A 14,337-nucleotide genomic window follows, 5' to 3' on the forward strand; every position below is an offset into this window, starting at 1 on the left:
GAAAAATTCTTAAAAAAATAAACGTTCAAAAGAAGAAGGATTCGTTTTATAACAGTGTGAAGAAAATCCGTATGACAGAACAGGGGAGAAGTGTATGAAGCTGAGAAATGTGTTGATTGTTGTAAAGAATATCGAAAAATCTAAAAAATTTTATCATGATTTATTTGGTCTGGATACGATACTGGACAATGATGGAAACGTGATTCTGACAGAAGGGCTCGTCCTTCAGGACGAAAAAATCTGGAAAAGCTTTTTGGAAAAAGAAGTCATTCCAGAAAATAATGCCTGTGAACTTTATTTTGAAGAATCAGATATAGAAGCATTTGTAGAAAAGTTGGAAAAGTTATATCCGGACATCAAATATGTAAACCAACTGATGACTTATAGTTGGGGACAGAAGGTTGTGCGTTTTTATGATCTGGACGGAAATCTGATTGAAGTAAGGACTTTAGTACAAAAGAATTCTGAAAATAGCAAAGATGAAAATAAATAGATAAAAAATATAAATAAATTAATCAAATATATTGACAAAATAACTCGCGTATGCTAATATTAAACCATCAAATAACAGATATGAAATATAAGACAAACGCGAGTTGTAAATATTCATAAAGTTATTTGAAGTGTATCGGGAAAGAAAAAGCAGATAAGTTTAGTACCGATACTCCCCCTAGATTATGAAAGGAAGGTACGGACCACCGAACACAGAAGATTAAAGAATGAAAAAGAGAAAGGAACAATTGAAGATGATTGAACCAACACAGTAGGGGCGGATATCAATAAAATAGTTGGTATCCGCTTTTACTATGTCTATTTCACATAAATAAAAAGGAGCAACCTGCAATTTTGACAGTTTTGCTCCTATACTTTTTATAAGTTTAAGCGATATACTTTAACTGGACGACCTTTTGAAGCAGTGGAACGGGTATGTGCAATCGTGGCAGCGCCGCCATTTTCGAGATTGCGCAGGATACGGTTGGCATTACGGACAGTAACACCAAGGTGATTTGCCAGTTCATTTGTAGTTATTTCATAAGATCCATTCATTTTAACAATTGATATCAGCTTCTGGATTGTAAGTGTAGATAACTTACATTTCTCGGCAATCTGAAAGATATCGTCTGGAAGATTCTGCTGGAAACTCGGAAGCTGGGAAGAACCAAGCGGTCCGATAATCTGGTTTGACTCATTCATGACGAAGCTTCCGGTTGAACTCCAGGATTCACGTAATGCATTTTCAGCATGCTTCTTTGCTTCAGTAATACTATTTCCAATACCATACCCAATTGCTGTTGAAATGCCATAGTCATTTTTTAATGCAGAATCCAGATATTCTACTTCAAAATTTTTTGTCAGCATAGCTGCGACACGATGAGTAGTATAAATATAATAAATTTCAGATTCAGCCTGAAATACTGCATCGATCAGAAGGGCTTTTGCAACTTTCTGGACGGCATCCTGAACACTGTCATCAGATTTTTCACCGGAAGTTTTATTGCGGTCAGCAATTGCAATTGCAACCGGAAGATTTTCTCTGTATTTTTCCAGTTTAATCTGTGCAAGAAGTTCTTTAATCTGGGACTCCAGCTGATTTTTTACCGGATATAGGAAGTAGTTCGGAACGCCTTTCTCGTCCAAAAGCGGCATGGTGCTGCTGTAAGCGCACAATACCATATCAATCTTGCCGGCTTCCCAAAGTTCGATTGTCCGAAGTGCAATGTTCATCTCCACCATTGAAAAATCAACTATTGTACTTTGGCTAGCCCATTTATCCATTGTTAAAGCAAGATTATTAAGATCCATTTCATGAATCAGATAATCGGCAGTGGCTTCAACCGGGTGCTCAGGATCTTTTACGATTGGAAGCATAAAGTCGAAAATACATCTTGTCGGATCCAGGTCTCTCCGCTCAAGAAAAAGCTTGACCAGGGCATGGTAAAAAGAAATCAGGTCAGCATGAAAGGAGATGACTGGTTTCTGGAATTCCCCAATATGATGTTCGATTGCTGCCATGGCAGTCGTTCCGCTTATCATAAATCCATCAGCAGTTTTTTCATATTTTCTATAAATATCTGTAATGTGATCAAAATTCGTATAATCTGCAATGGTCACAGTACAGTCTTCTTTAAAATCTTCAAATGCCTTTTCAACAAAAGGATGAAGGTATTTACTTGTGATAATCACGATTTTTTGTTTCATAGTACTCGCCTCCCTTGTATATTCTAATTGAAATGTGCGCATAATTCAAGTGACTAAATGAAATATTGCACAGTTTTTTTGACTTAAATATGGGATAATTGCACAAAATGTCAATCACTGATTAAAATTATCAAATATAGTGTAAAAATGATTGACGATTTTATCAAGCATTGCTATAATTATGCCATAAATATTCCATAAGTATTCTGTAAATATTCTTGAAGTGTTCCAGAAATGTGCTGGATATGTTCCATAAATAACATTTACAGAAATTAAGATTGGTTTGAAGGGAAAAGGTGACTGTTGTGAATAGAATAAATGGGAGTAATTTCACACAGCTGAATCAGGTTACAAAGGGGTAAGAACGTGTAAGGCATGAGTCTGCCCCTTGTTTTGCGTAAATGTATATTTACGTGTCCATATAAAAAGGAGGAACCAATATGAACTATTATGAAAGAGCTCAGGAGCTCAACGAAGAAACGATTGCAAATCGTCGCTACTTCCACACAAATGCAGAGGTTGGTCTTGATATGCCAAAAGCAAAGGCATATGTTATGAAAAAGCTTACTGAGTATGGGCTGGAACCTAAGGAGTGTGGTTATGGAGTTACCGCGACATTAGGTCACGGCGGAAAATGTATTATGCTTCGTGCAGACATGGATGCTCTTCCGATGCCGGAAGAAAGTGGAGAACCATTTGCATGTCCAACAGGAAAAGAAGCTCACGCATGTGGACATGACTTCCATGCAGCTATGCTTCTTACAGCAGCTAAGATGCTTAAAGAGAATGAGTCTGAACTGGAAGGAACAGTTAAATTTATGTTCCAGCCGGCTGAGGAGAACTTCCTGGGAAGCAAGAATATGATTGAAAATGGTATTTTAGAGAATCCGAAGGTAGATGCAGCCCTTGCTTATCATGTGGCAGCAGGAAAAATGCCGGTAGGAATCTATATGTATAATGACAACGGAACTATGATGTATTCTGTAGATGGATTCCAGATCGATATCAAAGGAAAAGGTTCTCACGGAGCTTATCCACAGAATTCTATCGATCCGATCAACATTGGAGTTCATGTATATCTTGCATTAGAAGCTATCATGGCAAGAGAGGTTGATCCTACCAAAGCATGCGTTATGACAGTAGGTCAGTTCCAGGGTGGAACAGCTGAGAATATTATTCCGGATGTTGCAACACTGAAAGGAACAATCAGAAGTAATGATAAGCAGGCAAGAGAGCTTATGGTCCGCAGAATGAAAGAGGTTGCAACAAAGACAGCAGAAAGTTATGGTGGAACTGCTGAGATTACAATGCTTTCAGAAGTACCGCCACTTATCTGTGATCCAAAACTTACAGATGAATTTGTAGGATATATGAAGGAAATGAATATTCCGGGAATGATGCCTTATCCAGGAATTTCTGCAAGTGCTTCAGAGGATTTTGCATCAATCGCAGAAAAGGTTCCATCAACATTTATGTATCTGTCAGCAGGATATCCGGATGAGAGAGGTCAGTACGGAGCTCATAATCCAAAGGTTCAGTTTAATGAGGGTGTATGCCCGATCGGACCAAGCTGTCTGGCATACTGCGCAACTCAGTGGTTAAAAAATAACAAATAAATTAATCTAAAGAAAAATGAGAGAAAAGGAGTAATTATCATGGCAAACGAACAACAACAAACACAGCCACAGGTAGCAATTCCGCTTCCGAAGGGCAAAAAGAATGCAGTTCAGATTGGATGTATCTGTATGATGCTTTCCGTAGCAATGTATGGACTTGTATTCGCAACTCTGACATCTCCAATCCTGGAGAGCGTTAACGCAATGGGATATGTATCCCTGTTCTCTATTTTTGCCGGAATGGGAGTATCCATTATGACTCCTATCGGTGGAAAACTTGGAGATTTAATTGGACGTAGAAATATTGTAGTGATTCCTGGAATCATCTGCGCAGTATGCGGTATTGCATTTGCATTTGTACGTTCCTTAGTACCACTTATGATTCTTCGTCTTTTAATCGGATTTGCACAGGGTGCATTTACAGCAGCTCCATACATCATTGCTGGTCTGATCAATGAGAGAAAAGATGTTCCAAAGGCAATGGGTATGCTGGCAACAGCAATCGCTGTCGGAGGATTCGGTGGAAGTATTATTGCAGGTATCCTGACAGATATGGGACTTTTAAAAGTTGCAATCCTTATGCCGGCAGTACCACTTATTCTTGGAGTAGTATTGATTGGTATGAATATGCCAAATGTTAAGAGAGAAGGAAAAGTTGCAATTGACATTCCTGGTATCATCGCACTTGTAGTAGCACTTGCAGGTATCCTTCTTGCCCTGAACTTCGGTTCATCTATGGGATGGGGAAATCCGGCAATTATCGCAGGTTTCGTAATCGGTATCGTAGCATTAGTTGTACTTGTAAAAATTGAAGGAAAATCAGCAGAGCCGCTGATTCCTCTGAAACTGTTCAAAAACTCACAGTATACAGTACTTCTGATCGTTGGATTTATCTGCTACTTCTATCAGAGTGCTATGAACGTATACGCACCAATCGGAGCTATGAGAGTTATGGGAGCTTCCACAAGTGCAGCAGGAGCTCTTCAGATGCCACGTACAATCATCACAATCTTCCTGCCAACAATGGCAGGTGTATGGGTTGGTAAGAAAGCATCTAATGCTTGGAAAGCTATGGTAGTTGGAACATTATTCGTAGCAGTGCCAATGGCAGTTATGGGATTCACAACACCAAGTACATCAATCATCATTTACTTCGTAGCACTGACAATCACAGGTATTGCTGAGAGTTACCGTTCCGTAGCTATCACACCAAGTGCACAGGCAACATTACAGCCGGCTGATATGGGTGTAGGTACATCACTTGTAAACTTCGTAAACTCACTTGCAAACACAATTGCAGCAGCAGTATTCGGAGCTGCTTACAACTTAAGTACAGCAGCAGATCCTACAAATGTTGCATATATTCAGAATGGTGTGAATTCAGTATTCCGTCTTGCAGCAATCGTAGCAGTAATCGGTCTTGTACTTGTAATCTTCGTAGTAAGACCTAAGATGACAGCAAAAAAAGCTGAGTAAAAATCATAAAATAGAATCGTAAGATTTTAGAATTAAAACAAATAAAGACACAAAAAATACGGCGGGGTGATCCTGCCGTATTTTCTTTGTTGCCAAGCATACGACAAAAAGGTCCGGTGGACCTTTTTTAGTATAATAGGAAATCGTATTTCCTATTATGCTAAAAAGCCTCCGGCAGGATGGCATGAAGTATCATTATGGTTACCGGATGTGGAAAGTCTAATATTATGAAACTGGAAGATACTTTTGATATGTGTTACTATGATTATATTAAAATTGGGATTCAGATTCTTGAATTATACACAAAAATAATTGAAAGGTATGATTTTATGAGACGAAAAGACAGAGAGATTACAGATAAACAGGATATATTAGAAGTTATGAAAAAATGTGATGTGTGCAGGATAGCACTTCACAACGGAGATTATCCATACATCGTTCCGCTAAATTTTGGACTTCAGGTAGAAAATGATATGCCGGTACTTTATTTTCACGGGGTACTGGAAGGAAAAAAATACGAGTTAATAGAAAAAGACAACCGGGCATCTTTCGAAATGGACTGTGGACATCAGTTGATTTTGGATAAAGCTCAGGGAAACTGCGCCATGGAGTATGAAAGTGTAATTGGTCAGGGATATATCGAGATGCTTAACGAAGAAGAAAAGTACGAGGCATTAAGGATATTAATGAAGCAGTACCGGAGAGAAGATTTTCCGTTCAATGAAAAAGTGATTCCAATGACAGCGGTATTCCGCCTCAGGGTAGAATCCATGACCGGAAAAAGAAGGACGAAGAAGAGCAATAAATTGAAAATATATGCCATGAATGCTATCGATAATGCCTATGCACCATATTCTGATTTTAAAGTCGGAGCATGCGTCGAATTAACTGACGGGCAATATATAACCGGTTCCAATGTCGAAAATGCATCATATGGACTTTCAAATTGCGCAGAACGAAGCGCCATATTTGCAGCATATTCCAGAGGCTATCGGAAAGAAGATATCAAGGCCATGGCAATTACTACCCATGCAGAAAAACTCACCATGCCTTGCGGAGCCTGCCGCCAGGTACTAAGTGAACTTCTCCTGCCAGACACACCAATCCTCATCGCCAATGACAAAGAAGAAAAAATCCTCACCATGCGTGAACTCTTGCCATACAGCTTCGGTGAAGATGACCTGAAGAAATAATTAGCAATGTAAAGTGATTTTTATAATTTTGCAGGTGGGTGGCAGCGAAGTTGTATTTTTGGAACTGGCAGTAGCAACAATCGGCAAGTATGGTATATAATATATAAGGATAGAGAGGTGAAACCTAAAAAATGAAATTTGCAACGATTCATCATGTGGCAATCATAGTTTCTGATTATGAGAAATCGAAAGACTTTTATGTGAACAAGCTGGGATTTGCGGTTGTGCGAGAGAACTTTCGTATAGAACGGAATGACTGGAAACTGGATTTGCGTGTTGGTGAGGGTGCTGATGCGATTGAACTGGAGATCTTCGCAGAGCCGAACCCTCCTAAGCGCGTGAATCGACCGGAAGCTTGCGGTCTGCGGCATTTGGCATTCCGGGTGGATGATGTGGAAGCTACTGTAGCAGAACTGGAACAGATGGGGATAGGATGCGAACCGATTCGATTGGACAGCTACACCAAAAAGAAGATGACATTTTTCTTTGATCCAGATGGTTTGCCGTTGGAGCTGCATGAATAAAAAACAACACCCTCATAGCCAAGAGGATTTGTAAATTTTCTTGGCTATGAGGGTGTTTCATTGAACCGTTTCTGACATTGAACCTAGCAGCCGGCAATTTATTGCATAAAATTACATTTACTCATATCTCTCATCAATCACACGTTTCGTCTTCTTCTCACTTCTCGGAAGCAGTCCGATCTCAACGACTTTTACAAGTGGTGTGAATCCGATGCGGCTCTTAACTACGGAAGCAATTCGTTTGCTCAGATCCTGGAAGTCTACTGTTCCATTTGTCTCAACATAGATACGCATGGTATCTTTTCCGTCCAGATGTGAGATACGAATCTGATATTCGCTGGAAACTTCAGAGAATTCTTTCAGAATCTCCTCAATCTGACTTGGGAATACATTGACACCTTTAATCTTCATCATGTCATCAGTACGTCCCATGATTGTATCAAGACGTGGGAATTTGCTTCCACAAGGGCATTCTCCCGGAATGATACGTGACAGGTCATGAGTACGGTAACGGATCAGAGGTGCACCTTCTTTTACAAGAGTCGTGATGACGATTTCGCCAAGTTCTCCGTCCGGCAGGACTTTTCCAGTTACCGGATCAATGATTTCAATGTAAATGTAATCGTCCCAGTAATGCATACCACAGTCGTGTGAGCAGCTGATTCCGATTCCTGGACCGTAAATCTCAGTCAGACCGTAGATATCGTAGATTTCAATTCCAAGCTCTCTCTTGATGCGGTTTCTCATTTTTTCGCCCCAACGCTCGGAGCCAATGATTCCCTTTTTTAAGTGAATCTTATCTTTAATTCCACGTTTCTCGATTTCCTCTGCCAGAAGAAGTGCGTAGGAAGAAGTGGAGCCAAGAACAGTTGTCTTCATATCCATCATCATCTGAAGCTGTTTGTCGGTGTTTCCGGGTCCCATAGGAACGACCATAGCGCCCAGTTTTTCAGCGCCGGCCTGAAAACCGATTCCGGCAGTCCACAGTCCATATCCCGGTGTGATCTGAATACGATCCATGTTCGTCATGCCTGCCATTTCGTAGCAGCGCTTGAACATGATTGCCCAGTCATCCACATCTTTTGCTGTATATGGAATAATGACCGGAAGCCCGGTTGTTCCGGAAGAAGAGTGGATTCGAACAATTTTTTCTTCAGGAGCAGTCATAAGTCCAAGTGGGTAAGCGTTTCTTAAATCATTCTTTTCAGAAAATGGAAGATTTTCGAAATCTTCTGCGGACTGAATGCTGGATACGCCAGCTTCTTTTAATTTTTTTCCATAGAAATTATTGGCATTTAATAAAGCCTGAATCTGCTGGTTAACTTGTGCAATTTGATTTGATGAAATCTGCATAGTGATAAATCCTTTCTATGTTATATAATTTATGCGTAACGTAGTGCTTTTAAATTCATTTCATGGAATTTCTCCGGCAAGGTCTTTTTCATTACTTCTTCTATTTCCTCAAGGGAAAAATCTAAAACTCCGGTGCGGATAGCTGCACCTAAAAGTACCATGTTCAATACTTTCTGAGAACCGATTTCCCGACAGATAGTATCTGCATCAATAAGGGTTAGATTTTCCACATGTTCCTTCAGGTAATCGATCATAGGAGGCGCGTCGTAGGAAGAGCCGCTTAGTGTTGCGGTAACTGGTTTGATTGCGTGGTTACTGACGACAACCTGCCCATGTTCTTTCAGGTAAGGCAGCATTCGTACCGTCTCTCCAGGTTCAAAGCCAATGATAAGATCGGCAGTTCCGGTTTTAATCATCGGGGAATATAGATTTTTTCCCATACGCAAATGACTGAAAACGCTGCCGCCACGCTGTGCCATACCGATGGTTTCAGCACTCATGACAGGAATGTCTTTACTCATAGCTGCTGCTGCAAGGAGCTTGGAAGCAAGAACGGTTCCCTGACCGCCGACACCACACAGAACAATATTTTTGTTTGTTGCTATATTGAAAGTGTTTATAACATTTGATGTAGTTGTATTATTTACGATATTATTCATGATCGTCACCTCCTGCAATTGCACAGACCGGGCACACCTGGCTGCAAAGCCGGCAGCCGGTACACATAGAAGCGTCAATGCAGATTTTTTCATCATTCATCACAATCGCCGGACAACCCAGATCACGGATACATTTTTTACAGCCGATACAGGAACCCTGATCGACATGAAGCGGAGCTTTTGGCTTGGTAACGGCAATACAAGGAGCTTTGAAAATGATTGCTCTTACGCCGGATTTTTCTGCCATGCGTTTAACACAAGAAACAGAAGCTTCCAGTTCCAGAGGATTGATGGTCTCGATCTCGGTGACACCAATTCCTCGCAGTACCTGTTCAATATTGATTTTCTGGACAATTTCTCCCATGACGGTCCGTCCGGTGCCAGGGTGTGGCTGGTGGCCGGTCATGGCAGTTGTAGAGTTGTCGAGAACAACGAGTACCATATTTGCCTGATTGTAGACTGCATTTACTACGCCGGTGATCGCGGAGGCGAAAAATGTAGAATCGCCCACGAATGCAAAGCAGGTGGTATCGGGTTCTACTTTTTCTACGCCCTGTGCAATATTGAGTCCGGCGCCCATGCACAGACAAGTATCGACCATGTCAAGAGGCATGGCATTCCCAAGTGTATAACAGCCGATGTCACCGCAGAAAATCGTTTTCTTACCTTTCATGGCAGTTTTGACTGCGTAGAAAGAAGCCCGGTGCGGACAGCCGGCACACAGAACCGGAGGACGTACAGGCAGAGCCGGAGGCTCTGGAAGTTCCTGTGCTTTTGACGTGTCTAATCCAAGAAATGTATGGATATAATTAGAAACGCTGTCTCGTGTATTTTCTCCGGCACAGGCAGTATCACCGCTCAGCTTGCCAATGATCTTCGTATTTAAATGATATTTCCCGCAAATATAAATTAATTCACGTTCGATGACTGGATCTAATTCTTCCAGACAGAGCACTTCGTCCAGTCCGGTTAAGAACTCGACTGCCAGTTTCTCAGGAAACGGGTGCGGTGTAGAGACTTTCAGATGGCGTACCATACCAGTCTCTTTTAATGTCTCCATAGCGTATGTATAGCTGATTCCTCCGGAAGCAATCCCTTTTTTTGAGTCGGCATATTTGTCACAAGCCGGAATCAGTTTGTTCTTTTCATAAGAAGAAAAAACATCGGAAAGCTCTTTGTTCCGGGCTTCAATTTTCTGATGATTCATAAAAGACAGTTTCGGGAAAATGACCCAGCGCTTGGAATCCTTGATAAAGCCTTCCGGTTTGTTGTGGTAGTATTCGGATTTATCCTTGATATCGATGGTTGCATAGCCATGACAGACTCTTGTGGTCGGACGGAGGAATACCGGTGTTTTATATTTTTCGGAGTATTCAAATGCTTCCTGAATCATCTCATAAGCTTCCTGGGCGGAAGAAGGGTCGAAACAAGGGAGCTTGGAAAATCTGGAAAAATGTCTTGTATCCTGCTCGGTCTGGGAAGAAATCGGTCCCGGATCATCGGCAACGAGAATGACCATGCCACCTTTGACTCCAACATATTCCAAACTCATAAGTGGATCAGATGCAACATTTAAACCGACCTGCTTCATAGTGACGAGAGAACGCGCTCCGGCGTAAGCAGCGCCGGCAGCCAGTTCCATAGCGGCTTTTTCATTGACAGACCATTCTACATAGACATCATCCGGGCGGTATTTTGCGACTGTCTCAAGAACCTCGGTAGAAGGTGTTCCAGGGTAACCTGCGACCACATTTACACCGGCAGCTACAGCGCCGAGCGCGATGGCGGCATTACCCATTAAGAATTCTTTATGCATAAATTCACCTCATATTATTTTTATAGGTATGATAGCAATGAGATTATGAAAACAGACGAACCTCATAGCAATCGAAATATATAAAAACAGTATAGTACGTTAAAGCGAGAAATTCAATTGTAGAATCTTTAGAAAATCTTTCGAATTTCTGCATGCTGTTTTTTAATATTCATTTTTATGATATTTAAAACAAGAGAAATTATATATCAGCTGGAAGATGACTCACACCTCTATAGGTGGTGAGAAACAAGCTGGTATCAGTGGTGGGAGTCATCTTCCAGCTGATATAGCCTCCGGCAGGGCGCACATTGTCCGGTGGACAATGGTTTTGCGCCGACCGAAACGGAGTGTAGACTTGCAGAGGTGCGCAGTAGAAGTATGTCATGCAATTGCATGACGCGCACCTCGCAGCAAGAATGCCGAGGCATTCTTGAAATCTTGAAGAAAAGTGAAAAAGGAGGAGTCGGATATGATATACTTGGAAAAGCAATTAAGGTGTTGGAAAGTGAGAGGAATATAAAAATATGGAAATGAATCATGTGTTGATCGTTGAAGACGATAAGGAAATCCGGGAGGGTGTTGAGATATATTTGAAAAGCCAGGGATATGTAGTATTCCAGGCGGCAGACGGAGTTGAGGGACTGGAAGTAATTGAGAAGGAAGAAATACATCTGGCAATTGTGGATGTGATGATGCCAAGAATGGACGGGATCCAGATGACGGTAAAGCTTCGGGAAAAATACGATTTTCCGGTGATTTTTCTGTCTGCAAAATCAGAAGAAGTGGATAAGATCATGGGGCTTAATATGGGAGCTGATGATTATGTAACAAAACCATTTACTCCATTGGAGCTGCTTGCAAGAGTAAATTCACAGCTTCGCAGATACCGGAGATTTATGGAAAAATTAGGAGACAAAGAAAAGACGCAGAACATTCACGTGATCGGAGGTCTTGAACTAGATGAAGAACGAGTGGAAGTTCGTGTGGATGGGGAGCTTGTAAAAGTAACTCCGATGGAATATAAAATTTTATTATTGTTAATGAAGAATCCTGGAAGGGTGTTCTCTGCAGACGAGATTTATGAACGTGTGTGGAATGAACGTGCAGTCAACACAGACACGATCATGGTGCATGTGCGAAATATTCGTGAGAAAATTGAGATTAACCCGAAGGAACCAAAATATTTGAAGGTGGTGTGGGGAGTTGGATACAAAATTGAAAAACAGGCATAAATTAGCTATATTTTTTATCATGATTACAATATTGATTCCATCATTGGCAATGATGACCGGGTATTTTGGCTGGTATCAGATGAAAACTGAGACGAAGACAAAAGCATTTAAAAATGCAGAGAAATCGTCAGATTTTCTGGGACATTTTCTGGAGAGTACGTATCTGCTCTATAATACAGAAAGTGGAAGAAAGTACGCAGATGATGTTGAAAAATCTCTGTATGATTCCTACAATGCAGAAATGTCAGAGTATTCACATTTTAATTCTTATCTGGACTATCGGGTGCTTGATGAAAATGGCGGTGATGTTGAAAAAAGTACGGTCAGTTCAGGAAAGAATCTGACAGAAAGCAATCTAAAAAATTATGCCATTGGAATGATTATTTCGTATGATGCAAATGGGAAACCAAGTGTCAACATTAAGAAAAGTGATTATGCAAAAGAACAAACAGTAACCATGAGAAAGCTTATCGGGAATTATTTTCAGGACAGCTGGCTGTCTTATTGTGAAGTGACGATTTATCCTGATACGGATGAGGATTATGAGGAAGCATCCTTGCAGACACCGAAGAACCGAACATACTTGTTTGCAATGTCAACGGAGAATCTGAAGGAGTATATCAATGATTATAAAATCGGAAATCCGGATTCGTATTACGCACCAGATGAAATGAATAATACAATTTTGTTGTGGATGCTGGCTGTAGCAGCTGCGGCATGGCTATATCCTTGCTTCAAGACTTTTCAGACGGGAAATGAAAAAATCTTCCATTCTCCGTTGGAGGTGACTGTGATTGCAGCTTTTGTGATGATTGAAGTCTTGATGAATCAAAGCGGAGCATTGTTAAGCCGGACGAAAGGGTATCCGGATTTCTTAGACTGGATGGTGTGGCTCGGAACATTTGCAGCCACATACTGGATCGCAGCGAGCCTTAGAAGAGTCATACCGCTGGGAATAAAAGGATACTTGAAACAGCAGACCATGGTCGGACGCCATTGGAAGAAAATCAAAACGATAGGGAGCAACGGAGAAGATACTGCAAAATCTCTTGGAAAAAGATTTAAAGCATTTGTTGCAAAAGTATGGAAATCGCTGCAGGAAGTAGATTTGACGGATAAGAGCAACAAAATTTTACTCAGAATCGTTATTTGCAACTTTGCTGTATTATTTTTAGTATGTCTTTTCTGGGACTATCGCATGCAGGCACTTGTCATATATTCCATTATATTATTCTTCATTTTGCGGAAATATTACAAAGACATAAAGCGAAAATACGCCAGACTTTTAGAAGCAACCGGAGAATTGGCAAAAGGCAACATGAATGTGGAAATCAAGGAAAATCTTGGCATGTTCAATCCATTTAAACCAGAGATTGAAAAGATTCAGGAAGGCTACAAAAAAGCAGTGGAAGAGGAAATAAAAAGCCAGCGTATGAAGACAGAACTCATTACAAATGTGTCCCACGATCTGAAAACGCCACTGACAGCAATCATTACTTATGTTAATCTTCTGAAAGATGAAAAAGACGAAGAGAAAAAGAAAGAGTATGTCGATGTGCTGGAACGAAAATCCATGCGCCTGAAGGTATTGATTGAAGATTTGTTCGATATCAGTAAGGCAAGCAGCAAAAATGTAACATTGAATCTGACAGATGTTGATGTTGTGAACCTGTTTAAACAGGTGAAACTGGAACTGGATGAAAAGATTGAAAAAACAGATCTGGAATTCAAATGTAATTATCCGGAAGAAAAGATGACAGCTGTTCTGGATGGACAAAAGACATACCGGATCTTTGAAAACCTAATCGTGAACGTTACCAAATACGCAATGCCACATACAAGGGTATTTGTGGATATTTTCAGAGAAGAAAATGAAATCGTAGTACAGATGAAAAATGTTTCGAAAGATGAATTGACATTCAATCCACAGGAGATTACCGAGCGTTTTGTACGCGGTGATGAATCCAGAAATTCCGAGGGCTCCGGTCTGGGACTTGCAATCGTAAGAAGCTTTACAGAACTGCAAGGTGGATATTTTCATGTTGAGACAGAGGCAGATCTGTTTAAGGCAGAGATACGGTGGCCGTGGAAAAATAAATAAGACAATTAATACAATTTCAATTGGGGACGGGGTTTTTTGAAAAACAATGTCATTAAGTTAAGGATTTTAGTAGTGTAAAAAGTAGTTTTTTACTTTTTGCACTACTTTTTTTACCTAAAAGCTTGACAAAACTTCACAAAAGTGTGGCGAAGCCATTTGAATATATTC

General features: G+C 40.7%; 11 protein-coding genes. 7 read left to right on the top strand and 4 right to left on the bottom strand.

The window, feature by feature from the left end; translation table 11 throughout:
• Positions 1–94: 94 nt before the first annotated feature.
• Positions 95–493 (top strand): VOC family protein, encoded by a 399-nt coding sequence (locus LI164_RS04850; RefSeq protein ID WP_227086811.1) that lies wholly within the window; start codon positions 95–97, stop codon positions 491–493.
• Positions 494–870: 377 nt separating this feature from the next.
• On the opposite strand, the gene LI164_RS04855 is transcribed toward LI164_RS04850, so the two are convergent.
• Positions 871–2,199: a hypothetical protein gene (locus tag LI164_RS04855; RefSeq protein ID WP_227086812.1), complete on the bottom strand. Its 1,329-nt coding sequence runs from the start codon at positions 2,197–2,199 to the stop codon at positions 871–873.
• A 440-nt stretch (positions 2,200–2,639) separates the two neighbouring features.
• Here LI164_RS04855 and LI164_RS04860 point away from each other — a divergent pair, with 440 nt between their 5' ends.
• From LI164_RS04860 to LI164_RS04875, 4 genes are all read left to right on the top strand, one after another.
• The gene (locus tag LI164_RS04860; protein WP_005334012.1) at positions 2,640–3,815 is read left to right on the top strand and encodes a M20 family metallopeptidase; all 1,176 of its coding nucleotides are present in this window, start codon (positions 2,640–2,642) and stop codon (positions 3,813–3,815) included.
• A gap of 39 nt (positions 3,816–3,854) precedes the next feature.
• Positions 3,855–5,291 carry an MFS transporter gene (locus LI164_RS04865; protein ID WP_118358734.1) on the top strand — a complete coding sequence of 479 codons (1,437 nt, stop codon included), beginning with the start codon at positions 3,855–3,857 and terminating at the stop codon, positions 5,289–5,291.
• Between the two features lie 197 nt (positions 5,292–5,488).
• Entirely contained in the window at positions 5,489–6,484 is a 996-nt protein-coding gene (gene cdd, locus LI164_RS04870; protein ID WP_319637994.1) for a cytidine deaminase, read from the top strand.
• Between the two features lie 131 nt (positions 6,485–6,615).
• The gene (locus LI164_RS04875; protein ID WP_173785989.1) at positions 6,616–7,008 is read left to right on the top strand and encodes a VOC family protein; all 393 of its coding nucleotides are present in this window, start codon (positions 6,616–6,618) and stop codon (positions 7,006–7,008) included.
• 117 nt (positions 7,009–7,125) lie between these two features.
• On the opposite strand, the gene LI164_RS04880 is transcribed toward LI164_RS04875, so the two are convergent.
• Genes LI164_RS04880 through iorA form a run of 3 tightly spaced genes read right to left on the bottom strand, consistent with a single transcriptional unit; the run spans position 7,126 to position 10,836 of the window.
• On the bottom strand, positions 7,126–8,361 hold the full coding sequence (locus LI164_RS04880; protein ID WP_005334005.1) for a phenylacetate--CoA ligase family protein: 1,236 nt from the start codon (positions 8,359–8,361) through the stop codon (positions 7,126–7,128).
• Positions 8,362–8,390: 29 nt separating this feature from the next.
• The gene (locus LI164_RS04885; protein ID WP_201836436.1) at positions 8,391–9,020 is read right to left on the bottom strand and encodes an indolepyruvate oxidoreductase subunit beta; all 630 of its coding nucleotides are present in this window, start codon (positions 9,018–9,020) and stop codon (positions 8,391–8,393) included.
• Positions 9,013–10,836 carry an indolepyruvate ferredoxin oxidoreductase subunit alpha gene (gene iorA / locus LI164_RS04890; protein ID WP_173785990.1) on the bottom strand — a complete coding sequence of 608 codons (1,824 nt, stop codon included), beginning with the start codon at positions 10,834–10,836 and terminating at the stop codon, positions 9,013–9,015. Before iorA ends, LI164_RS04885 begins: the two co-directional genes overlap by 8 nt.
• Before the next feature lie 524 nt (positions 10,837–11,360).
• Here iorA and LI164_RS04895 point away from each other — a divergent pair.
• Entirely contained in the window at positions 11,361–12,068 is a 708-nt protein-coding gene (locus LI164_RS04895) for a response regulator transcription factor (RefSeq protein WP_005333997.1), read from the top strand.
• On the top strand, positions 12,040–14,169 hold the full coding sequence (locus LI164_RS04900; protein ID WP_173785991.1) for a sensor histidine kinase KdpD: 2,130 nt from the start codon (positions 12,040–12,042) through the stop codon (positions 14,167–14,169). The genes LI164_RS04895 and LI164_RS04900 overlap by 29 nt, the downstream gene beginning before the upstream one ends.
• The last annotated feature ends 168 nt before the right edge of the window (positions 14,170–14,337 follow it).

This window comes from Dorea sp. 210702-DFI.3.125 (genome assembly GCF_020560945.1).
Taxonomy (GTDB): domain Bacteria; phylum Bacillota; class Clostridia; order Lachnospirales; family Lachnospiraceae; genus Dorea; species Dorea formicigenerans.